The 22,085-nt window shown below is 56.1% G+C and carries 23 protein-coding genes and 3 pseudogenes; 13 read left to right on the top strand and 13 right to left on the bottom strand.

The genetic code is table 11. The annotated features are described in order from the left end of the window. Nucleotides 1-487: 487 nt before the first annotated feature. Nucleotides 488-1,144, bottom strand: coding sequence for a hypothetical protein (locus tag AC6RUA_RS18100; RefSeq protein WP_499816063.1), 657 nt, complete (start codon nucleotides 1,142-1,144; stop codon nucleotides 488-490). A gap of 292 nt (nucleotides 1,145-1,436) precedes the next feature. Next, the gene (locus AC6RUA_RS18095) at nucleotides 1,437-1,706 is read right to left on the bottom strand and encodes a DUF7571 family protein (protein WP_499816039.1); all 270 of its coding nucleotides are present in this window, start codon (nucleotides 1,704-1,706) and stop codon (nucleotides 1,437-1,439) included. A gap of 182 nt (nucleotides 1,707-1,888) precedes the next feature. On the opposite strand from AC6RUA_RS18095, the gene AC6RUA_RS18090 reads away from it, so the two are divergent. The 3 genes from AC6RUA_RS18090 to AC6RUA_RS18080 all read left to right on the top strand — a co-directional run bounded on the left by AC6RUA_RS18090 (nucleotide 1,889) and on the right by AC6RUA_RS18080 (nucleotide 3,055). Beyond that, nucleotides 1,889-2,095: a cold-shock protein gene (locus tag AC6RUA_RS18090; protein WP_499816038.1), complete on the top strand. Its 207-nt coding sequence runs from the start codon at nucleotides 1,889-1,891 to the stop codon at nucleotides 2,093-2,095. A gap of 232 nt (nucleotides 2,096-2,327) precedes the next feature. Next, nucleotides 2,328-2,645 (top strand): hypothetical protein, encoded by a 318-nt coding sequence (locus tag AC6RUA_RS18085; RefSeq protein WP_499816037.1) that lies wholly within the window; start codon nucleotides 2,328-2,330, stop codon nucleotides 2,643-2,645. A 209-nt stretch (nucleotides 2,646-2,854) separates the two neighbouring features. Then, a complete protein-coding gene (locus AC6RUA_RS18080) occupies nucleotides 2,855-3,055 on the top strand; it encodes a hypothetical protein (RefSeq protein WP_499816036.1) in 201 nt (66 codons plus the stop codon). Nucleotides 3,056-3,108: 53 nt separating this feature from the next. Here the strand turns inward: AC6RUA_RS18080 and AC6RUA_RS18075 are convergent, their stop codons facing one another. Further along, nucleotides 3,109-3,543 (bottom strand): DUF488 domain-containing protein, encoded by a 435-nt coding sequence (locus AC6RUA_RS18075; protein WP_499816035.1) that lies wholly within the window; start codon nucleotides 3,541-3,543, stop codon nucleotides 3,109-3,111. Nucleotides 3,544-3,750: 207 nt separating this feature from the next. Between AC6RUA_RS18075 and sugE the strand changes: the two genes are divergently transcribed. From sugE to AC6RUA_RS18060, 3 genes are all read left to right on the top strand, one after another. Beyond that, a complete protein-coding gene (gene sugE, locus AC6RUA_RS18070; RefSeq protein WP_499816034.1) occupies nucleotides 3,751-4,074 on the top strand; it encodes a quaternary ammonium compound efflux SMR transporter SugE in 324 nt (107 codons plus the stop codon). 159 nt (nucleotides 4,075-4,233) lie between these two features. Further along, nucleotides 4,234-4,758 carry a hypothetical protein gene (locus tag AC6RUA_RS18065; protein WP_499816033.1) on the top strand — a complete coding sequence of 175 codons (525 nt, stop codon included), beginning with the start codon at nucleotides 4,234-4,236 and terminating at the stop codon, nucleotides 4,756-4,758. Between the two features lie 893 nt (nucleotides 4,759-5,651). Then, entirely contained in the window at nucleotides 5,652-6,098 is a 447-nt protein-coding gene (locus AC6RUA_RS18060; RefSeq protein ID WP_499816032.1) for a universal stress protein, read from the top strand. 57 nt (nucleotides 6,099-6,155) lie between these two features. On the opposite strand, the gene AC6RUA_RS18055 is transcribed toward AC6RUA_RS18060, so the two are convergent. Beyond that, entirely contained in the window at nucleotides 6,156-7,427 is a 1,272-nt protein-coding gene (locus tag AC6RUA_RS18055; RefSeq protein ID WP_499816031.1) for an MFS transporter, read from the bottom strand. Nucleotides 7,428-8,002: 575 nt separating this feature from the next. Between AC6RUA_RS18055 and AC6RUA_RS18050 the strand changes: the two genes are divergently transcribed. After that, nucleotides 8,003-9,274 carry an OFA family MFS transporter gene (locus tag AC6RUA_RS18050; RefSeq protein WP_499816030.1) on the top strand — a complete coding sequence of 424 codons (1,272 nt, stop codon included), beginning with the start codon at nucleotides 8,003-8,005 and terminating at the stop codon, nucleotides 9,272-9,274. Nucleotides 9,275-9,377: 103 nt separating this feature from the next. Next, nucleotides 9,378-10,745 (top strand): APC family permease, encoded by a 1,368-nt coding sequence (locus tag AC6RUA_RS18045; protein ID WP_499816029.1) that lies wholly within the window; start codon nucleotides 9,378-9,380, stop codon nucleotides 10,743-10,745. Between the two features lie 328 nt (nucleotides 10,746-11,073). Here the strand turns inward: AC6RUA_RS18045 and AC6RUA_RS18040 are convergent, their stop codons facing one another. The 5 genes and pseudogenes from AC6RUA_RS18040 to AC6RUA_RS18020 all read right to left on the bottom strand — a co-directional run. Further along, a complete protein-coding gene (locus AC6RUA_RS18040) occupies nucleotides 11,074-11,505 on the bottom strand; it encodes a universal stress protein (RefSeq protein ID WP_499816057.1) in 432 nt (143 codons plus the stop codon). Nucleotides 11,506-11,746: 241 nt separating this feature from the next. Then, a pseudogene (locus tag AC6RUA_RS18035) lies at nucleotides 11,747-12,428 on the bottom strand (DUF6166 domain-containing protein); the annotation flags it as partial. 79 nt (nucleotides 12,429-12,507) lie between these two features. Next, entirely contained in the window at nucleotides 12,508-13,923 is a 1,416-nt protein-coding gene (locus tag AC6RUA_RS18030) for an ATP-binding protein (protein WP_499816028.1), read from the bottom strand. 152 nt (nucleotides 13,924-14,075) lie between these two features. Beyond that, nucleotides 14,076-14,297: a DUF8129 domain-containing protein gene (locus tag AC6RUA_RS18025; protein WP_499816027.1), complete on the bottom strand. Its 222-nt coding sequence runs from the start codon at nucleotides 14,295-14,297 to the stop codon at nucleotides 14,076-14,078. Nucleotides 14,298-14,383: 86 nt separating this feature from the next. Then, nucleotides 14,384-14,773 (bottom strand): annotated as a pseudogene (locus AC6RUA_RS18020) (RNA polymerase subunit sigma-70); the annotation flags it as partial. 870 nt (nucleotides 14,774-15,643) lie between these two features. Here AC6RUA_RS18020 and AC6RUA_RS18015 point away from each other — a divergent pair. Together AC6RUA_RS18015 and AC6RUA_RS18010 are read left to right on the top strand one after the other, a co-directional pair. Then, the gene (locus AC6RUA_RS18015; protein WP_499816056.1) at nucleotides 15,644-15,829 is read left to right on the top strand and encodes a DUF8129 domain-containing protein; all 186 of its coding nucleotides are present in this window, start codon (nucleotides 15,644-15,646) and stop codon (nucleotides 15,827-15,829) included. Continuing rightward, nucleotides 15,826-16,842 (top strand): DUF7972 family membrane protein, encoded by a 1,017-nt coding sequence (locus tag AC6RUA_RS18010; protein WP_499816026.1) that lies wholly within the window; start codon nucleotides 15,826-15,828, stop codon nucleotides 16,840-16,842. Before AC6RUA_RS18015 ends, AC6RUA_RS18010 begins: the two co-directional genes overlap by 4 nt. A 118-nt stretch (nucleotides 16,843-16,960) precedes the next feature. Here the strand turns inward: AC6RUA_RS18010 and AC6RUA_RS18005 are convergent, their stop codons facing one another. After that, nucleotides 16,961-17,872 (bottom strand): DUF7972 family membrane protein, encoded by a 912-nt coding sequence (locus tag AC6RUA_RS18005; RefSeq protein ID WP_499816025.1) that lies wholly within the window; start codon nucleotides 17,870-17,872, stop codon nucleotides 16,961-16,963. 284 nt (nucleotides 17,873-18,156) lie between these two features. On the opposite strand from AC6RUA_RS18005, the gene AC6RUA_RS18000 reads away from it, so the two are divergent. Beyond that, nucleotides 18,157-18,492, top strand: a complete 336-nt coding sequence (locus tag AC6RUA_RS18000) for a hypothetical protein (RefSeq protein ID WP_499816024.1) — start codon at nucleotides 18,157-18,159, stop codon at nucleotides 18,490-18,492. A 314-nt stretch (nucleotides 18,493-18,806) separates the two neighbouring features. Next, on the top strand, nucleotides 18,807-19,679 hold the full coding sequence (locus AC6RUA_RS17995; protein ID WP_499816023.1) for a universal stress protein: 873 nt from the start codon (nucleotides 18,807-18,809) through the stop codon (nucleotides 19,677-19,679). 55 nt (nucleotides 19,680-19,734) lie between these two features. Here AC6RUA_RS17995 and AC6RUA_RS17990 read toward each other — a convergent pair. The 3 genes and pseudogenes from AC6RUA_RS17990 to AC6RUA_RS17980 form a co-directional block, all read right to left on the bottom strand. After that, nucleotides 19,735-20,315, bottom strand: a pseudogene (locus AC6RUA_RS17990) (VIT1/CCC1 transporter family protein). 5 nt (nucleotides 20,316-20,320) lie between these two features. After that, nucleotides 20,321-20,467 carry a DUF211 domain-containing protein gene (locus AC6RUA_RS17985; RefSeq protein ID WP_499816022.1) on the bottom strand — a complete coding sequence of 49 codons (147 nt, stop codon included), beginning with the start codon at nucleotides 20,465-20,467 and terminating at the stop codon, nucleotides 20,321-20,323. 189 nt (nucleotides 20,468-20,656) lie between these two features. Continuing rightward, nucleotides 20,657-21,769 carry a ferredoxin--NADP reductase gene (locus AC6RUA_RS17980; protein WP_499816021.1) on the bottom strand — a complete coding sequence of 371 codons (1,113 nt, stop codon included), beginning with the start codon at nucleotides 21,767-21,769 and terminating at the stop codon, nucleotides 20,657-20,659. Between the two features lie 140 nt (nucleotides 21,770-21,909). On the opposite strand from AC6RUA_RS17980, the gene AC6RUA_RS17975 reads away from it, so the two are divergent. Then, nucleotides 21,910-22,080, top strand: coding sequence for a hypothetical protein (locus AC6RUA_RS17975; protein WP_499816020.1), 171 nt, complete (start codon nucleotides 21,910-21,912; stop codon nucleotides 22,078-22,080). The last annotated feature ends 5 nt before the right edge of the window (nucleotides 22,081-22,085 follow it).

The raw sequence follows: 22,085 nt of genomic DNA, 5'->3' as shown, positions 1-22,085 counted from the left end.
TCATCTTAGTTGTACCGGACCACCCGTTCAAGTGTTTCAAGTGTCCTCGTGGGTATTTAAAGACGGTGGGGGGGACAGAGACCCCACTATTCGAGTGAATCTGCTCTAGAACGGGGGCGATCGCTAGACCGCGCTATCTCTAGTGGTGCAAAGCTTTATCACACTGATCTACTAATAGTATCCGTACTGGAGAATTAATACAGGAAGCAGACGCTATCTCACTAGACAGCTCTCCGCGAGTAACGGACGAAGGAGGGAGTCGAGACGAGTTTCACTTGAACGACGGGGTCTGTGTCTTTATAAGTCATCATGGACACTTGAACGAGTGGTTGAGGTTCACATAGGGATCAAGCAGCGAGTTAACCAACAAACCTCCGGTATTATCGTCGTCTGTTGGTTAAGGGTCCGATCACCAACTCTAACGAGTGCCAGCGTGGCTTCGAGCTCCTTCCGCCGTGTTGATGGAATTCTCGTGCCGTAGGGCCAATCAATCATCTAACTCACTGGGTTTCGGACTCGCCGAGATCCGAGACAGGAGTTCATCTGCGGCCGTTGCCGCGGTCGTCGGCTCTAGCCCGTGCTGACAGTAGGTATCGACCACCGCTGACCGGATCTGTTCGTCCGGCCTCGTCGGCCTCGGATCGAGGAACCCTTCTTCACGGAGGTAGTCGCGTAAGTCGTCGACCTCATCTTCGCGGAAGTAGTTTATCTGATTCGAGAGGCCGTCGAGGACCGCCGTCGGATCGCCGTCGACGCGATCCGCCAACTTACTGGCTTTATCGATGAACCTGTCGCTGACGGCGCCACTAGTCTCTAAGACATCGCGGTTAACGGCCTTCCCACGCCCCATTGTATAGGTTTCGACGAATACCTCTAGTGCAGCGCCGTGCCTGCGGACTTGCTCACGGGACATATCCGACAGAAGCCCATCGATAGCCCCGACTTCCAACAGCGACCGAAGATGCCCCCAGCGCTCGATGTCAGCGGCACGGAGTCGATACAATACCTCCGGATCCTCAGTCACATACCAGAGCGGTGCCGACGCAGTTCCCTGTCGTGGGTCAAACGTCGGCACACCCAACCGCTCGCGGTACGCCTCGTGACGAGCCGCGTCCTCAAACGGGAATACGAGGACGAAGAACACCCGTTCGGATGGATGCAAGATGGGGTGTTCGATCTTTTCGACCGCGAAGGGCGGCTGTATCGCTGGCGGACGGAGGAGGATCTAGTTGCGGTGAGCGGTGAGTTGCCGTAGTAGCCTGGCGCACTTTGTTAGCCTTAACCAACAATAGACCAGGTTAACCAACGACGACCAAGATACCTGACGCTGTTGATGATTGGTTGGAGGGGCTGATGGCCGCTCAACTACCACCTTCAGCAGATATGCCGCTTGAACGACCGCATCAATGAAAATAGTATCCGAGAGCGGTCGCCGTTCAGGTGGACACGTGACCACGCGTCCAGCCCGGGTCGTGGCCAGTGCGATCGATGAGATCGGAGCGACACGCCGGGCAGTAGTCAGGGGTGACGGATTCGCTTCGAGGAACGTATACCGCGCCGCCGCACTTCACGCATGCATCCGCGACGATGGTCGCGCAGTCCGCACAGACGTTGAACTCGTCAACCGTGAGTTCGCGCAGGGGTTCGAGTTGTTTATCCAGGAGATACTCGTCGATGACCGTCTGGCAGTTGTGGCACGGTTGCATGGCGATGCAGAGAATACCTCGTGACCACAGCGTAAATACTTGGCCCCCAATGATGAATAGACTGCTGAACTCCGACTGCACTGTCCGTGCGATCGATCGCTCTCCATGCCCAGTACAACCGGGGTCGTGGGAGCGCGACTCTCGGAAGTGTTATGCGCCACCGAAGAGTTGGTTTATTTGCAATGGCACACGGTAAGGTTGACTTCTTCAACGACACGGGCGGCTATGGTTTCATTTCGACTGACAGCGACGAGGTAGACGACGACGAGGACGTGTTCTTCCACATGGAGGACGTCGGCGGCGACGACCTCAAAGAGGGACAGGAAGTCGAGTTCGACATCGAATCATCCCCGAAGGGACCCCGCGCGACGAACCTCGTCCGCAAGTAACGACTACTTCTGCCCGTCGCTTGGAGCGATGGACGGAATTCCGCTTTCTCAGACTGGTACACGTCGTCGCTAGTACTCTCCCTTTACTCTATACTGACTACTACGGGGCAGAACCCGGAAGCGGTCAGGTGGTATTGTCAGCCCAGTACTGGAAACAGTGGGGTATGATGCGTCTCCAACTAGCCCGATCCACGTGAAGAGTTAACCAACGTGCGCCACAGTCTAACCAACGATGACCGAAGTTCCTGGTCCAGTCGACGATTGGTTGAACGAGCTGACAGCGTCCGAGATAGACGATGTAATCCGACTCCTTCAACGCCGAGCAGATGATAAACGCCGACAGGAGTGGCAGACTGACGACACGGAGGAAGTTGGAGAGGAATCGGAGCCACTATTCGACGGTCATGGTGATCCACTTCCCGAAGGTGTCCCGACGAAGGCGACGCTGACGAAGAAGACGATCAACGACAACGAGTACTGGTACTGGCAGTGGCGTGCGGACGACGGCACGGTGACTTCAAAGTATAAATCGCCCGTCAACCAAGACTAATCCCGTCGTTGAATGTGACTGTTATACTGTTTCATAAGGGTATTATTTGCTTTCCACGGAGTATCGCTTGTGTCGGTATGAACGATAGGGCACCAATCTCTGAAGGCGGATATTATGCGCATCGCAACTGTGGGACAGGCGATCGGATCTGGGCTACTGATGCAGACGGGAACCACTACGAAGGGACGGTACAGCAATGTCGTGGCGCAGTGGTGTACGTCAAGACGGACTCAGGGGAGATGCTGGAGTTTCGCCGCGCTTCTGATCCGCCGGATGACTTTAAAGGAATTCAGCTGACCCTTCAAGAAGAGGAAGGAACTGACACGACCAGCCACAAGCAGACGGAGACTCGCTACATCACAGAGTTTGAAAACAAGTCAAGAGAGAGCCCAACTGAGGGAAGCGGATGAGATATCGGTAGTATTCTGCTAACTGGGTTCTCGCAATTGGACTGAGTAGCTGACTACCGCTCTGTGGTGAGGTATTCTTTGAGAAGTGTTCGATGACACCGTTTCTGATCAGTGTTCTCGAAACAGACGAAAACGAGTTGCTCTCCATCACGCAGTCGGTCTATGAGTTCAGCGACTGCATCCTGGGCCTCCGCAGCGTCGGTAAGATGTGATCGGTACCGGTCCTCGAACCCGACCTCATCCCAGGCCGCATTATGCGCACCTTCGTCACATATTCCTCGCATCTTGAAGTCCTCGTGACGCTGTTTGAACGCGTCGAGGAGGTCCTCCGGGGGACCGAGTGTGGGGTAGTTCTCGTCGATAGTCGTTCGGAACCAGCCGGTTGGTCGTCGAACCACCCCCACCAGCGTGGCTTCCGAGGGAACATCTACGAGATCATGTTGTAGTGCCGCGACGTACGTATCTTCGATGCGGGTCGAGGAGGTCATGATCTCTGGTGTGGCAGTTCAACACCCAGCGTAGTCAACCTCTCGGTGGACGTCTGTGCCGCCCCAAACTGGCCGGATTTCTGTGATGGTGATCACGTCATTGTTGAGGATCCGACTGGCCTATTCCGTCGAATCGCCAGCTCATAGATAGCGACTCGAAGGCGGTATCGAAACCTATAGTCCGATTTGTGAGCAATATCTAGGGGAATGTCGTGGATCGTTCTCTTCGTCGCTGGCCTGTTCGAGATTGTCTGGGCAATCGGTTTGGAATATTCTGACGGTCTCTCGGAACCGATTCCGACGGCGGGGACAGTCGCTGCGCTCATCATCAGTATGGTGTTGCTCGCGAGAGCAGTTCAGGATCTGCCGATCGGGACTGCGTATGCTGTCTGGACGGGGATCGGCGCCGTGGGCACCGCCTCGCTCGGCATCGTCCTATTCGATGAACCGGCGACTAGTGCCCGCCTCCTCTTCATCTCCGTAATTATTTTTGGAATTGTCGGCCTCCACTTCGTCTCCGGTGGCCACTAACGACGATTCACTACATCGGCTCTCGGAGACATCAGTCACCTACGGCGGGGGCATTGTTCGTCGGGTACTCGAACCGAAGTAGCGCCACGGTTGTTCACGCCGCTCCACACTCGTACGCAACACTCTTTGAGGGCGAAACTCCATCCTCGTAAACAATCGATGGATCAACGAGTGATCTGGGCAAGCGGTCACGGCGTCGTTCTCCTCGCCGTGCTCGCAGGAATTGCAATTGCCACTGGCTTCTGGGGCATCCTCGTCGCTCTTGCGCCCGCAGCCTATCTTCTCGTCTTCTCCCCGCATGATTCGGAGAACTCGCCGAAGACAGTTGTGGTCAGCCATCTAACCGCGCTCGTCACCGGATGGATTACGTATACTGTTCTTGCTCAGGGGATTGCCCCGACGAGTATCGAGCCGATGTCGGAGCCGGGGCTCCGGATTGTCGGGAGCGCATTACTCGCATTTGTAGCCAGCACGGCTGTCTTCTACGCCCTCCACGTCACCCATCCGATGGCCTATGTGACTACCTTCACTGCTGCGATTGGAGCCTTCCCAACTCCCCAGGCATTTGCTGTCGCCGTCGGGACGGTCCTCCTCGTTGCCGAGCTACAAGTTATACGGCGAAAAGTGGGTCCAGATACAGATGTCGCGTCTGGATCATTCAACGAGGAATACGCACGATCATAGCTTCGATTTCGAGCGTTTTATTGAGATTGACATCCATAATCATCAGGAATCAGCAGGTGGCTCCGAATTAGTTTCAGTCCAAACAAAGAACACGAAGAGCCCTAGCCAAGCGGCGAGAACGACGACGCTTGTGATTGCCGCGGTTGAGAGTGTGTAGGCGGACATATCAGGTGGATCACCGGTAAGGGTGAATGTCCAGACAATCGCAACCACTCCCACGTATAGACCACCAGCAAACGCCAAAACCAGCTCTTTGCCACGCGATAGTGTCGATGTCCTCTGTTTCCAATATCTCATTTATGTAGGCCTCTCCAGGTCATCGTGGGGAATAGAGGTCAGAGGCTCTGTTGAAACCCTCTTCACGTCTTGCGATTTGCCGAGAGGCTAGTTTCCAACCGGATCGACGAAACCCGGTGGGAAGAGTAGCTCTTCTCAATGTCAATCCTGAAGGATTTCAACAGAGCCAGGTCAGAATATATTTTGAATCCTCTGGACGAGTACCAGCTATGCTGTCTGGTATGAGCCTCAGCGAAGGTGAGATTATTGGTGGTCCTCATAGAGAGCTGCTTGCATTCCGATGTATCGCTCCGGCCACTCGTCAAAATGCGTCAACAACTGATGAACGGCTTCTACGGCGAGCGCTCTGAGTGTGGGGCCAATTGTTGTGGCTGCCGTAGCGAGACCGCGCCAGATGAACGAACTTGGAACCATCAAACCGACTCTCTGAGCCGAGAGATTTATATATGACCTAAGATTAGTTTCCTTCCGAGAAGGTGCTCCAGACTCATTTTCTCTCGTCTCTTCTTTTTCCTTGCACCGCATCAACTTCTCGGTGGGACGTGAATAACATTATCCGTCCCGCAGAAGAACATCCAATCACAAAGGGTCAATTCATGTTTGATCGAATACTCATCCCGACGGACGGCAGTGATCCATCTAAACCCGCAGTGGAGATGGCACTCAACCTTGCTGAAGCGCATGATGCAACACTCCACGTGCTCTATATCGTTGATCAGCCCGCGTCCGTCTCTGGCATGGGAGAGGGATTCTCTGGTCTCGATGACCTTCTGGATACGCTCGAAGAGCGGGGGCAACAGGCAACGAAAGCCGTCGTCGAACAGGCCAGAGAGCGGGATATCGAGACGACAGCAGCGGTCCGTCGTGGAAACCCCCACGACGATATTCTCAGCTACGCAGAAGACAACGATATCGACGTCATCGTCATGGGGACACACGGACGCACTGGGGTCAAACGTGCTCTCCTCGGAAGCGTCACCGAAAATGTCGTGCGTCACTCCGAGATCCCGGTGTTAACTGTTCACCGAGACCCTGAAGAGTAAGATACGGGCGTCACCACTGTCTTTGTTCCTCGGTAAATGTAGAGGAGTGATGAGAGTTTAGTGGAGGGCTCCCTCGTCAGCAGTCTCTTCAGGCTCCGAGATCAGCCACTTGAGAGCGGCTGCGACGATGACACAGAGCCCGCTTAAGACGACAAAGACGGCAAACCCTCTCGCGTACCCGATGTGCCCGTAGATATCCACGAAGAGGCCCATCAATGGGAGGATAACAAGTGTGCCCCCGCCGCCGATTCCACTGATCCAGCCGGAGGCCCCACCGACAGCCTCCGGGACGAACTTCGGTACCAGCTCGAACACAGCGGCATTGGCGAATCCCATTCCAGTTCCGAGCACCATCATGCCGAGGATGGCAGGCCAAAATCCAGTGAAGAAGGTCATAATTGCACCGCCGAGGGCCATCACACCGAAGCTAATGATAGCAACTAATTCACCCCCAAATCGGTCACTGACACTCCCGGCGGGAACCCGAATAAGAGATCCATAGACGATGAAGATACCTGCGAGAAGTCCGGCCATCGTGAGCCCGAGTTCATGGAACTCCGCCCAGTAGGTGGGAAACCAGGCTGACAGGGAGGTGAACCCGCCACCAAAGGAAACTGTGTAGAGGAAGACGAGAATCCACGTGCGGCGATTTCTCGCGGACGTCCTCAGCGAGTCCCACGTGCCACCGGACGGGAAGATGTCTTGGCCGAGCTCGTCAGCGATTTCTTGTGATTCCTCTGGAGTTTTACCCTGCTTGCGGAGCTGGAAGTAGTACGGATCGACCGCGTACACGGCGTAGATAGCGGTGACGACCAACAAGAACACTAACCAGGTCGAGTACGCCATTGTTAGCCCCCAGATGCCGATGAGGACGGGGAGGACGTAGACGACCATTCCTGGACCGATATTGCCGACGCCGGCGAACGCGCCAAGTGCGAACCCCTGCTTATCGCTGGGATACCAGTAGGAGGTCTGTGTGATCCCGGCGGAGAACGTCGCGCCGCCCGCCCCCGCCAAGAATCCGAAGAACACCAGAACAGGGTAGATACTCATATCGAAGTTCTCCGGGTAGGTCAGGAACAGCGTGATAACTAGCCCTGCTGTCCCGATGATCGTCGATGCCATGAGGATGAGTAGCGGTTTTCGTCCGCCGACTTCGTCCACCCATGCACCGAAGGGAATCCTGAGAATCGCCTTGCTGAGATGCGGTGACCCCAGCAGGAGTCCGTGAAGAACTCCGGCAAGTGCTAGATGTTCTTCGAGGACTGGTCCTGCCGCCCCGTAAAATACGATGGTGGTCAGGCCCGCATAGAAGACCAGCGTGGACATGATGAGCCCGCGTTTGGGTGTCCCTGTAACACCATGTTCATCCGCGAGTTGTCCTGTATCAGTCATTACTTTGTAGTGATGTTCCGCCGTCTACGAAATTCGATAAGAAATCCGTCTACACGGGTGGCTATGCAACATTGTCTCCGCTCTACAGATGAGGGATGTATCGTACCCATCTTCGTACAGTTTGTGTCTCACCGATGGCCCCTTGTCTTTGTCGAATTATTTTTTGAGTGTCAATTTTTGAAAACCTGAATTCTGCAATCTCAGTTCCTCGTAGGTAGTGCTAAACTGCTGTGGATTGATGTATTATCAGTAATTGGATGTTTCCTTCGAGAGGGGATATATCATCGGAAGCGCTTCTCGGAGCGACTCTCGGTGACTTCGGTTATTTCCTCCTCTGGACGGCATCCGGCAGTATGGTTGGTGGAGGGGTCTTTGTCGGCTTGCTGTTTGCTTGCTCAACTATAGGCACGTCGCGCTTGCTGGTGAACAGCAAAATGTCGATTTCGATGCCCCAATAGAGAATGAATGAGGCTTAGTAGTGCTACGAACGTTTGCAGAACAACCGTATAATGAGTAGCGAGTCCTCTCCCACGCACTCGACACCTGACATTAGTGTCCGAGCTCGGGAAACGCTGGGCAGGTCACGATGGTGGCAGGTGGCAGCTGCGGCGATCATGATGGCGCTCGTAAGTCCGTATCAGTACGTTTGGTCGTCGATAGAGGGACCATTAGCGGCCGATCTCTCTATCCCTCTACCGGCTCTCGGACTGGTTTTCACGCTGTTTGTTGGGTTTCAGTCGCTATCGCAGTTTCCAATTGGCTGGTGGCGCGACACCCACGGTCCCCGCTTGATCAGTTTTGTCGCGGGCATCCTCGCTGGCGGTGGCTACATCGGCCTCGCATATGCGACCGAAGTTTGGCAGTTGTACGTGCTATATTCACTCGGGGCTATCGGCGTTGGAATCGTCTACACTGTCGCAGTCAACACGGCGCTCAAGTGGTTCCCTGATCGGAGAGGATTGACGACGGGAATCGGAACGATGGCGTTCGCGGCCGGGAGTGCGCTGTTTATTCCATACGTACGTGCCAATGCAACGGTCGTTGGCTATTCGACCGTCCTCCGTAACATGGGACTCCTCATCGGTATTGGCGTTATTATCGGGGCTCTCATCCTTCGAGATCCGCCAGACGACTGGAGCAAGAGAACCTCAGAAAACGCAGATTCGAATGATTCTCCGGGAGTACCAGAACGACGCGAGTATCGGTGGCAAGAGATGCTCCAGACGTGGCAGTTCTGGCTCTTGCTATCGATGTTTACCCTCGTAAATACGGCCGGACTCATGCTGACAGCGAAGGTCGTTTCACTGGCTCAGCAGTTTGGTCTGGGGGTGGCCATCGCAACCGTATCTGCAATGGTACTTGCTCTCGTCGGGGGAGTCAGTCGTATTACCGTGGGCGGGCTCTCCGATCGGGTCGACCGACGGCTCACCATTGCGGTGACGTCCATGTTGTGTGGTGTCGGGATGTTCGTTCTTGTCTGGGCCGGATTGCTTGGTTCGGAGTGGGGATTCGTGGTGGCAGTTATCATCGCCACCTTCTTCTGGAGCCCACAGTTTGCCTTGTTCCCGAGCATTGTCGGCGACTACTACGGACAGGCGCAGTCCTCAACTAACTACGCACTGGTCTATCTCGGGAAGATCGGTGGTGGGATTTTCGGTGGCGTGATTGCTGGTGTCCTGATCACATTGGCCGGCTGGTCACCGACGTTCCTTCTCGGCGGTATCTTAGCTGTCTGTGCCGGATTAGGCGCGCTTGTTCTCCGGCCGCCTCAACCGACGTGAACTTCGTTACCTCGGCTTGATCTCCCACATGCACTTTGTGCTTAACGGTCCTGAGCCATAGTGTGAGACAGACATACAGATCCCGGCCGTCAATTAGCGGAAGATGAGCAACGGGGACTTTGGCCTTACAGAAGCCGTCTCGATCGCGCTCGGCGGGATGATCGGCGGTGGGATCTACGCCGTCCTCGGCGTCGTCACCCAGATCACCGGCGCAGCAACGTGGTTTGGCTTTCTCTTGGCGGGCCTCGTTGCCGTATGTGCGGGGTATTCCTACATCGGGTTGAATGATCTCGTCACCGACGAAGACGGGAACAACGGCGGCGGGTCGGTGACGTTCGTCCAGTCATTCACTGGCAACTCGACGCTCGCCGGGATGGTCGGTTGGACGCTGCTCATCGGTTACATCGGTTCGATGGCGATGTACGCCTTCGCGTTTGCCGAATTCGCCATTGCACTTCCACTTATCCCCGGATCGGTAACTGGTCTTCCGCTACGGCCGATTATCTCTGTCCTTGCGGTCGCTGGCTTCGTCGGATTGAACTTGCTCGGAGCACGTGCAACCGGGTCGGTGGAGAATATCTTGGTTGCAGCAAAGATCCTCGTTCTCGTGGTGTTTGGTATCGGCGGTATTCTCTACGCACTGGTCGCCTCATCTGACCCTGTCCGCCTTGGTTTCTCACAGTTCACGTCGTTCAGTCCCATTATGGCAGCGGCTGTTTCCTTCGTCGCCTTCCAGGGATGGCAGCTATTGTTCTACGATCAGGAGAGCATGGAGGATCCGCTCGAAAAAATTCCGAAGGCGGTGTACATCGCTATCCCGGTCGCCGTCTTCATCTATATCATTGTGGCCGTTGCAACCTACAACCTTGCACCGGAGGCTCTCCAGTCCCATCCTCACACTGCGTTGACTGACGCCGCGTCGACGATTGCGGGCGTCGTGGGGTTGGCCAGTGCGGGGGCGATTCTCCTCTCGCTCTCGGCGCTGTTCTCGACTGGAAGTGCAATCAATGCCACCCTCTTTTCCTCGGGGTACTTCGCCAAGGGGATGCTCTCCGATGACCTGCTGCCGGACCGCGCCGGTGATTCGAGCACGAGCGGGGTTCCGTCGCGAACATTACTCATTATTGGCGTTATCACGGCGGCGTTTACCGCCTATGGGAGCCTCTCCGCGATTACTTCGTTCGCGTCACTCGCATTTATCGTCGTCTTCGGAACGATGAGTGTTCTCGCGTTCTCCCAGCGAAGCAACGACCAGATCACCGCTGTCTGGCCGGCAATCGGCGCGATCGGAGCCACGCTGTTTTTCGTCCTGATGTTCTACCACCTCTACACCGCCGAACGGGGCACGTTCTATGCAGTGCTCGTCATCGCCGTCACGGTCATTCTTGCAGAGGTACTCTACTTCGAGCGGGAGATCATTGAGAGGAAGATTCCGTACATCGGTCCTGAGACCGAGGACACCGCCGATTAATACTCAGGAACGGTGGTTTTCGTGGACACAATCGGATCTGTGTCTCTGAGTCAACGAAAGTTATTCTGTGACAATGAATACCGTCTTAGCTCATCGCCTCTTGGAACGGTTCGCGAAGCACATCCTCGCGCTCCTCGAACTGGTCGACTTTCTTCTGCAAATCGTCGCTGACGCGCTCGATGCTCGCGAACGCCCGCTCGCCGGGCGTCTCTCACCGGAAAATCGGTGTGACCCTCGTGTTTTGGCTCATCATCGCTGCCTCGACTGCGATCGGACACGGGCTTTCCAGGGCTTTCGCCACGGTATTCAGCGGGTGGGGAGCTCCCGATCAGCGGACGACAGTCACGGTCACGGGGGCCTCGCCGACGACGCTCATCGCCACTGTTCCGAGCAACCGGCGAGCGATACCACTCCGTTCGCCGCCGTGTCCACCCATCACGATGTGGTCGACGTCGTGGGCGGCGACGTATCCGAGGATGGTCTCGGCTGGGTTGCCGGTCTCTACCACTGTCTCGATCGATCGGTCGACCTCGGCGGCCTGTGTCCTTGCCCGTTCAACGACGCGATCGGCCCGGTCATGTGCGTTCTCACGGCGATCCTCGTCGGGTTCGAGAATCCCTCCCTCGCTCATCGCCCCGTCGATCGGTGTCACCACGTTCAGGACGGTCACCCGACAATCGAAGAGTTCGAGCGCCTGCCTGAGTGCCTCGTCCGCCAGCGGCGACCCGTCGAGCGGAACGAGCACGTGTGCTGGCGCCATAGGACATCTTGAACCCGCCTGCACATATTGGCAGTGGTCCGCCGACACATGGATGGTGACGATTCGCCGAAGACGGGCCTCGCTACCGAGACGAAGGAGCACCTCTCGGGACAAAGGGAGGCCCGAAATTGGCGACCCGGGAGTCTCAGTGTTCGACAGGTGGAGCCGATCGAGCGCCTCGACACCACGCTTGACGAGCTGGTGGGTGGCTCGCGCCAGCCGAAACGTCTCCATCAGTGCTCCCCTCCGGGGGCTCGATGAGGTCGTTGCTCTCCTCAGCAACCTCCTGAATTACCTGTTCCACGTCAGCATCCTCGGCAACCGTCCGATGCGTGAGCGGGGCTGGGTACGCTCGGTCGCCCTGGCTGCAGAGAACGACCAGCCACTCATCGCCCCCATCCCCGAGTGCGATGTAGTGGTCGCGGTCGTTCCGCTGGAACACTCGTCGATCAGGGCGGGAGATGGTTCGCCAGTCCTCGGGGAGTGTCAGCAACGGCCGCCCGCCGTCGGGGAGGGCGACAACGTCGTCGGTGAGGGTCGCCATCGCGGCGTCGATCTCATCGCCGGTGAGGTGCCAGCACGCTACGGGGCCGTCGCACTCCAGTTGCGTGACCTCCCGATTCCGAAACGCGATGTAGTGCTCACGAGCGAACTGCTCGTCGTCGGTGTAATCGAGGAGGAGCGCACAGGCGAGTTGAGCCGGACCACTTCCGGTGTAGCCCCAGTCGAATCCTCCCAGGCTATGTCGTACGAGGTTGAGGCTTCGATCCAGGGCAAGGTGCTCGTGGTCGGTAAGGTTCAGTACAACCGGCGTTCCGTCGACACACATTCTTGACGTATTCGACGTGGTTTGCATTCGTCTGATGTCGCTCACTGGCGTTCTGTACTCCCGTTCGTGGATGGGTGGTCGAATTCGTCTCCATCGGTTGAACGCGGGCGTTCGGATGCCCCGCACCCCTCTCGGGGGTCAAAAAAACCATCCCCAGCTGTTACCCTCTGGCGTTAATGGTCGGCTCTACTTTCAAGAACGGTAACGATATCGGACAGATCGAAGAGCCGGAGGTCATCACGTTCGTCTGCAGTTTCCTCGACGGAGCGTTTGAACCCAGAGCGGCTGAACAAGGCAAATTCATACGCCGGCTCACCACCTCCGGTGGGCGCCCAATCAATGTGCTCCACATCGTCTTCGAGATCCGAAAACACATCATAACCGAGGGGGGCGCTGGTGAATTTCGCTTCGCCAGCGATCAGCGTTGACTCGTCAGTTGGTGCGACGATATCTACCTCCCGGCCCTTGTACCACCACTGGCTTGGAACCTGTGTGAGCTGATAGTCTGCATAGAACGCCGGCACCGCCTGGTGACAGAGCGATTCGAACGTTTCGCTGACGAAGTCGGGCAATTCCGGCTCGATGAGATCCGCGTAGGCGTTCTCGCCGTAGAGTTTGTACTGTCCCCCGCGGCCGTAGAGATACCGGAAGTAAAACCGGAATACGGGATCTCGAATCTGGTATCGAGTCCGCTTGCTGCGTGCCGGATCGGCGAGTGCTGGATGGTGTTTCTCGATGATCTGGAGCGTTTCCAGTCGGTCGAAGTAGTACGACGTGTTGGTGCTCTCGATGCCGGCTCCCTGGGCGATCTCGTTTCGACTGCGGTTCCCGCTGGCCATCGACTCCAGAACCGAAAAATACGTGTTCACCTCGTTGAGTTCCATCTGGAGGACGGTTTCGGGCTCGTCGTGGAGTGGACCATCCGGGTCGCACAGCAGCCGCGTGATGTTCTCTCCGAGGCTCTGTGCTGGATCGAGAGGACTGAGATATCGGGGTGTGCCGCCGAAGACGCCATAGACGAACACCCGTGCTTCGGGATCGTACGTCGGCACGAACTCTTGGATGGAGCGAAACGGCAGCTGGGTGAGTTCGAGGCGGCCATTCGGTGTCTGGGACACCCGGCCGTAGAGTGGCGCACCGCCATCGAGGACGTGGGTATGAATCATGCCGATTGCAGAGCCTGTGAGTACGAGCGTTGCCTGACTCTCGTCGACAGCTGTATCCCACAGGTGTTGAATGACCGACGGAAGCCCCTCGTTCGATTCGATGAGATACGGGAATTCGTCGATGACGATGATGGCGTCTCTGTCGGCGAGGTACGTTAAGAGCGGTTCCCACTCCTCTTTGACGGCCGTGATGTCTGGATAAGTCGTCGCTGCTGCCTCGACAAACCGCCTGAGCTGTGTCGTCGCTGTTCCTTGGACTGCCTGATAGTACACGGCATCGTCGCGGTCGGCAATCGATTGGCGGACGAGTTCGCTCTTGCCGATCTGGCGGCGGCCATAGATAATTGCGAGTTCTGCAGCGCCACTCTCATAGAGGGTCTGCAACCGATCGAGTTCATTGATACGATTGACGAACTGGTCCATACCTCCAGTCGTTGTGGGAGATACATATGTGCTCCGAAGTTAGAAGACAGACTATAATAGTCTGAACTATAATATCTCGGCCCCTAATATGGTGGATCGATCATTCGATCCTTTACCCACTAAGGCTCCAACAGACATCCCCGAATGTCCCGTCAGTCGTTCTGTGAGCGGATTTCGCTGGCCCGCTGTTCAAGCCGGCGGCGAATCTGAACACGCTGCTGATTCTCGTTCTCGTAGGCGACGCACGCTCGCAGCGTCTCCATGTCATGAATCGTCGCGATACCAGCGTTGATGAGTCGGGTGTTTGGCGGTTCAAGACGCTGCTTCGGTGTGAGACTACCTGAGTCGACGGATAGATTTGACGAGTCGCTCACTTTTGTTCGCCTCCGCTCTCTGGAGGCGACAATAAACAGCGGCCAGGCCACTCCCGGTCGAAGAAATTCCTTGTCAGAACTCCAAGTCAGTTTGGATGGTAGTTCGCGTCAGTGTCGACGCTGTCGTACATACGGCCGAGCATGTCGAGCGCTGACTGGAAGGGCGCGTAGTGCTCGTTTGCGAACGCCACGGTTTCTTTGAGTGGGATGACGGGCCGTCCGTCGACCAGCTCGGCCTTGATCTGTGGCCGCGGCTCGAGTACTACCTGTATCACACCATTGAGGTCGGCAGCGGGCAGGCGTTCTTCCGCAGCCGGGATTCCGAACCGATCGAAGAACGCCGTCCAGGCGTCGAGGTCGGACTCGTGGACGGCGATGAACAGCGGATAGTCCTCTGGGTCGCGAGCGACCTGGTAGCCACCGCGGGTCCAGACGTAGACCGCATCGATACCAGTGTATGCATACTCCCTACCCGCGGATCCGAGTAATCCAGCCTAAACGAGAGCGAACATCCGACACCACACAACATGGCCCTCACCACAATGGTGAGCCGTCGGTCGACCCGATCGGTGATCGTGCCAACGATGATACGACTGAGTCCCCCGACGAGAGCAAGTACCATTGCAGATGCGGTTGCGATGGTCGCTGACAGCCCGAACTGCTGAGCCAATGAAACAACCTTCGCTGTAAGCATGAGCCCTGCTGTACTCTCCAGCGTGAACATCAATAGCAGGAGCCAGATTTCCACGTGACTAGCATCTTTTACCACTGATATTCACGCCGCCCTAGGACTGATGGTTGCTCAGTAGATTGCCCTGCAGCGGAACTCTCCCTGTTCCAGATTTTCGGATGACCTCGAATAATAAAGCCTTAACAATAACTCCAATCCAATTATAAGTCTCATGTTTTGAAGAACAGTCGATATATAGCAATTATCGTATTAGCACGAACGTATAGTATAAACAAGGTGGAGAATACCAATCAGAAACGGTGTCATCAAACGCTTCTCGAAGAACAGTTCACGATACAATTGTAGTCAGTTATTCAGACCTACTACGAACGAGCATTGGCGGGTATCGAGCGCGTGAGTGACACCCTCTAGAGAAGGTCGACCAATTCGAGGAGCGCGAGGATGCACTGCGCGAGTGATTCCAAGACGCGATGAGCTGACGTCGTCGCGACGATGTGTAGTGGCGCAGTCTGTCTGTTTTCTCGGCCTCAAAAGATGGAGGCCCGCCCACAGACCAGCCCGTGAGCAACGACGGGAGAACAATGAATTTCCGCTCGAGAAGGTCTCGAAGCGCCAAATCATCGACTCCTTGGGCCGATATCACAACGATTCTGATATGGAGATGCTCCAAGCATGCGTAGCGTACGAGAACGCCTATCAGAACCAAACACCGATTCTGAAGTGGCTCGAACACAGGGCGGCTGAACTCCGAGCTTTATCACAACGAGTCACTCTTCCACCGCCTGAACTCAGTGAAGACGACGCTATGCTTTTTCCTCACTGTCTCGTAGCTGCGCCGTGACCGAAGAGCAGCCGCTCAGCGGAACAGAGGATTCAAGTGACTTAACTCACGAGCAGTTTTCTGATTCGCCCATACGGCGATGGATATTGCTTGACGGGGATCGACATATTCTCTCAGCGTTACTCTCGGGTGTCGTCTTTCTTCTCGTCGCGGTTCTCGGATTCATCGGCTATATTCCGGTCACTCAGCCCGGCACTGCCACTCGTCTCGTCGCAGCCATCGTGGGCGGAACACTCCCGTTCATCACGATCGTCCTTGCAATCAATCAGTTGGTACTCTCGCAAGAACTCGGATGGGCAGGGGAACTCGATAATCGGTTCAAGGGGATGACTGCGTTCCGATATGAAGTCGAAAAGCTCACAGAGACACCCGTCAGCCCGGCTGCGCCTGCTGATTTCCTCCAACTGCTCGTCGAAACTGTCGTCACCCGCGCTGAAACACTCCGACCGACGACTAACGAGTTGGATGATTCAGACCTCACGAGAGAGATCGAGAGGTTTATTGCGGATATCACTGATGAAGGGCGGGTCGTGACTACCGCCCTTGATGAGGCGGATTTCGGAACCTTCGATGCACTTTCATCAGTACTCGGCCACTTTAACGGCAGTCACCTCTACGGGGCTCGCAGTCTTTCTACCGAGTATTCTGACGAACTATCCAACGATGCCTGTGAGACGTTCGATGAACTTATCGAGCTATTCAGACAACTGGCGGTCGCTCGGCAGATGTTCAAAACTCTCTACACCCAACACGAACTTGCACACCTATCGAAACTCCTTCTCTACGTGGGATTCCCCACACTTCTGGGGGGTGGCGTCTTCCTGATGGCCTATGGCTCTATTATTGATACCGTTGATAGTCCGCTTCTCTTACTGTTTGTCGTTAGTACCGTTGTCACGCTCGTATTTCTCCCATTGATAGTTCTTTTAGCCTACACGCTTCGAATTGCAACGATTGCGAGCCGAACGGCTGATTTCGGTCCATTCGTCCCTCGTGCCGAATTTGAGATGTAATTCTCATTTCCAGCCAGCCAATGCATACCTGCGGACAATGGATGTGACTTGCTAGGAGTGATACAGCTAACTCGTCCTCTCGGACGTCGACGAAATCACTCTCCAGTCGTGGTTGTCGCTACGTCATGAATGGGGCGATCGATGCGATATGGTGGGCCACCGTCGCTACTCGGAGGATAAACGCTATCAGGAGCGCAAGAGGGATGAGGCCCACCACAACCGTCAGAAGAGTGAAGACGAATACCGCTGGCATAGGGGCAGCCGCTGTGGGATAGGAAGCAAGCTCGATGAGTAACGCAACCGGGAGAGGAACAGCTAGTATACCGACATACAAGAGGAATCGAGAGAGCTTTGCGAGTTCTTCCTTCATGAATATAGTTGTAAAGTACTGTCGAGCAATGTCGAGATTCTTCAAATCCGCGCTCAACGCATCGAGTGTGGAGAGTAACTGTTCATGATCATCTCCCTCGTAAGCCGACTCGAGCTGATGACAGTCCTGAATGAAGCTCGCGTATTCGATACCGAGGAGGAGAACGATCACCGAAGAGAGTGTGTCCGATGTGGTCTCGAGTTGCTGGCTCACCTGGGCACATTCCGCAGGTAGTTCATCGATAAGGTGGGTACTAGGTTCGCTGGTGGAGTCAGGAAGGAGTTCCGCGAGCGAACCGGCGCGCTCTTGGGTCTGCTGAAGGAGCTGTTGTAGGAAATCGCCTGGATCGGTCGGGGGTGCGGGCTGGGCGAGGGCTGCCTGCCGGTAATCGGCTGTTTGGCCGATCTCGTCTCGGAGCGACCCCGGTGACTCCAGTTCTTGGGAGAGGATCACTTGACTGATCGCGACCACGAGGGTGATGAGCGTGATATTCCCCCCGATCAATGCGCTCGCAATATACACCAGCGGCGTGAGATTGTGGATGGCGAACCGTGAGAAGAGAGGAATAAGCACCACCACAGCCATGGCGGAGAGTACACCAGTGGCGACGCTAAATCGATGTCCGGAGAGGAGCAGCCATCGGCTGAATCGGTCGTCCATTCGTTGATTGGTTCTTCGTCGGTCAGCCGGAAAAGGGGGGGGGGGTGCCTCTCCCACCTTCTCTCATTGGGTGGACGAGAACACCAACTGCCGAGGCAGTACGTTCGACCATGCGACGTCGTCTCTTCTCCTCTGGAGATCCTCGAAGGACTTCTCGAGAAAGTGCTTCCGACGTATCCGTAGTTACTCGTCAAGCAACTCATTGACCTGCTGGGCCGTCTCCGCTGCCTGAATGTCCAAGTAGGACTTGTGAGTGGTTTCGATACTCGGTGCCGGAGCGCCGATTGAGCGAGTTCGGCGTGACCGTTGGCGTAGAGTTCGTGGCCGAGGCCACGGCGGGCGCCGTGCGGCTTCAGGTAGTCTCCGTCGACATCAACGTCCGTTTCTTTACACAGTCGCTTCATGGGGCTGCGAGCCCCGTTCGTCGAGAGCGCTGGTGGGACGACCTCGTACTCGCGAAGCACGGCGTCGATCTCCTGGTCATCGAGTATCGTCTCAATCTCGTCGTCCGGCATATCACGCTGTGCCAACTGCTCACGAACGGCGTGTACTTCGACGGTGCGTGTGCACTGGGAAAAACTGGCCAGTCGTCAGTTGGCGGGTCAAGAAGGCGCTTGTAGCGCTCCAGTGCCATCGCAGCCTGCTTGGGAGGGGCGTACTCGTACTCGCGAAACTTCCCGAGGACCGCGGACAGCACCGTCATTGAGCTGGACGTTACTCCAGGTGATGCCGGTCCGCTTATCGCTGGCCGGCGCCGCGAAGACCCTGCACCGCGGACGCCTGAGGGCCGACTGGACGAAGAGGGGGAAGGCGATATTGAGACCCTGATAGGGAGCTTCCAGTAGTCTTAAGATGATGAGCGGATCGAACAGTCCCATCAACTACGGAAACAAACTAATTTAGCGGGTTCGCTGTGTCGTTCTCTATAGCGCGTATGTACGACGGTATCCTACTTCCGTTCGACGATAGCGAGGGCGCAGTCGAGGTGCTCCATCACGTTGGCGAGATCGCCCACTGGGCGGATGCGACGGTTCACGTTCTCTATGTAGCCGACACCACTCGCGACAGCGTCACTATTGTTGAGGGGCAAACGAGGGATGCGTTCGTCGAGCAGGGAGAGGGAATCGTCGATGAGGCGGAGAAAACGCTGCGCACGCTCGGTGTCGACTACGAATCCGACGTCGTCCAGGGGAATCCCGCGCCGACGATTGTCGATTACGCCGAACGCTACGACCACGACCTGATCGTAATGTCGACGCATGGTCGGGAGGGGCTCTCCCGATTTCTGATCGGAAGTGTCTCCGAGAAAGTCGTCCGTCTCTCGTCCGTTCCGGTTCTCACCGCTCGAATGCAGCCCGACGAACAGTTTGAGTTTCCCTACGAGAACATTCTTATTCCCACTGACGGCAGTACGAGCGCGATCAACGCTGCCCGCCACGGGTTCGCCCTTGCGGCAGCTCTCGATGCGACCGTCCATTTATTGTCCGTCGTTGACGATACGTCGCTCGGTCCGGATGTTCGGTCGACTGTGTCGGGTCAGGAGCGGGAACAAGCAACGACCGAAGCCTTCGACAATCTCATTTCGCAGATGGAACACGACGTTGCGAACGTCGTTCGACACGTCGAACCCGGGGCTCCTATCGGGGGGATCATTGACTGTATCGAGTCGAACGATATCCACGTCGTCGTAATGGGAACGACGGGAAGAAGTGGCACGGATCGTATTCTACTCGGCAGCGTCGCCGAGAAGACCGTTCGCTCTGCACCGGTTCCCGTCATTACGGTCAGAGAGCCGGAGTCTTCCTGAGCCCGTATTCCCGTCTGAAGTTCCTTTCATCGAAACGGGAGACGAGATATGAGGCCTAGCCGGGGAGAAAGACGTTGATGAGGGCAACGACGATCCCGGCGATATCCATTCGGATTCCGGCGACGTACCATCGCTGGCGGGAGATCGACGCCATGTACGCGCCGAAGGCGAACAGAACGCCGCGCGTGATCGCGACCGAGAGAACAGTGGCCTGAAGCAACGAGAGTCCCGCCCTCCACGAATAGAAACGGGATGAGCGGTATCACGAGTCCACACAACGGACCGAGACCGCTTATGAGACGTTGACTACCTGATTGCTCGTTTTGCCTCGCTCGATCCGTGTGTCACTCAGGTCCGTTAGCATCGCGTCCTCGAGGTCGTGCAGTTCGGCACCCATCTCGGCATGCTCGATCTCCCAGACGCTCCAGACACCGGAGGTCGTCAGCCCGACAGCGCCGCCGAGGCCAATCGCAATTACCTGTACGCCGTTGGACACCCCGGAGAGGTAGGCACCGACGGCAACTCCGACGCCGGTCAGGGCACTGTCGAACCGTTCGAGACAAAGTATCGCCTCGCGATCGGTCCGATCCTATCGCCGATCCGGTCCGCAATCGCCGCCGAGTTATCAACACCCATCAATTCTATGGCGTGAGGGCGTCTTCGACGAGGTGATCCCCACGGACGGCCTGATCGACCGAGTGAATCGTCCCGCCTGCATCCTCGACGGCTGCCCTCACGTCGTCGTACTCAATCTTATCGCCTTCGAGGGTAAGTTTCAGGTTCTTCACCTCCTGATCGAGTTCGATGAGCGTCGCGTTGACAGCCGTAACTTAATATGGGGAGTCACCCAAGCTGCTCTAGAAATGTCGTCAGTATAATCGAGTTTGTCTGCCTTGTATGTCTGAACTCACGTTCGATTATCAGCGGGTCGTGATTCGGACACGGTATTTTAACGTTCTATCACATTTGTCCCCGATTTAGCCGAAGCCCTCGAACTGTGTGTGCTCGGATGGGACGCCAAGCAGCTCGACTGCCTTCACAAGACCGGATACCATTGCAGTAAGACCGCACGCGTAGACTTCCATCCGAGATGGACGAAGACGGGCCGAAATCGGATATCGTGGCGGTTCGTTGTGATAGCGCTCAAATTCCTTCGGGAGAGGTTGATCACCGAGTGCACCCTCATGAAGATACTTCGTGAGCGTGTACTGAACGTAGGCCGTCTCGCCGTCCCAGTCTGTCAGATACGACTCCCGGCTCACCGTGGGCACGAAGTGGAAGTTCTCGCGCTGCTCTGCATACGCCCGGAACACATCGTAGTACGGAAGCGTATCTCCCCACGCTGCTCCGAGAATCAGCCACACATCGACTGGTTCGCCCTCAAATCGATCTCGCTCTGTCTCGAAGAGGTAGTCGATCATGCTCTTGAACGGAGCGACGCCGGTCCCGGTCGCGAGAAAGACGAGATCTCGCCGTGACGGTTCCTCCAAGAGGAGTTCGCCATAGGGGCCTCGGAGTGTCACCGTGTCGCCGATCTCAAGATCAACCGCCAGCTCGGATGTCATCTGACCACCTGGCACGCGCCGGACACAAAATTCGAGTTCGTTATGCGTCGGCGAACTCGCAATTGAATACACCCGCGTCGTGTCTTGGTAGCGAACGGAGAGGTACTGTCCGGCGGCGAACTCAACCGGGTCGTCCGTCTCGACCGTGATACGCAGGAGCGACGGATAGGGTTGGAGATATCGCTCTTGAAGGGCTGTGAGCTTCTCGCCGAGGTAATCGGCTTGGTGGTCCTCTGATACGTATTGGGTGAGCGGTGTTTCGCTCTTGAGATGATCGACCACGTTGAGTTGTTCTCCGATCCAGTCTTCGCATGCCTCATCACTAGCCGGACGGTCCTGTCGCCACGCGTCTGTTCCGTATTCGTCGAGTATTGAGCGGAGTTCAGTTATGACCTCGTCATTTCGGTTCCGGTCCATCGCCGAAATGTCCGTCACGACGGCCGATTCTGTTACCAGTGGGAGCTCCTCGACAGCCTCATGCTGCGAGAGATGCTGGCGAATCCTCATTCTTGCAAAGATACTCATGGTTGCTCATGTGTATTCCGCCGCTCACACCTGACTCAGACAGACATCGTACTACGTGACGGCTCTGTTGAAATCATCAACTTCTAATAAATTCTGTCGTAGAATGATAAGTGCAGAAAGGTTATTTAACGCATCAATATGTGAACCAAGGAAAAGTGAATCAGTTAGAACCTCTTGGTGTTCTTCTCATTGGGATTGGAGTTATTGACGGTTCAGTAGCAACAATTCAGTCGTTTCCTGAAGCGGTGCTTCTTTCTGTTTTCATCATCGCCATCGGAATTGCTGTGGTCCTCGTCGGAAGATACAGGTGAAATAT

This window comes from Halorarum sp. SLYT50 (genome assembly GCF_059821265.1).
Note: the sequence above shows the minus strand (reverse complement) of the source record. Positions and strands in the feature narration are given on the sequence as shown.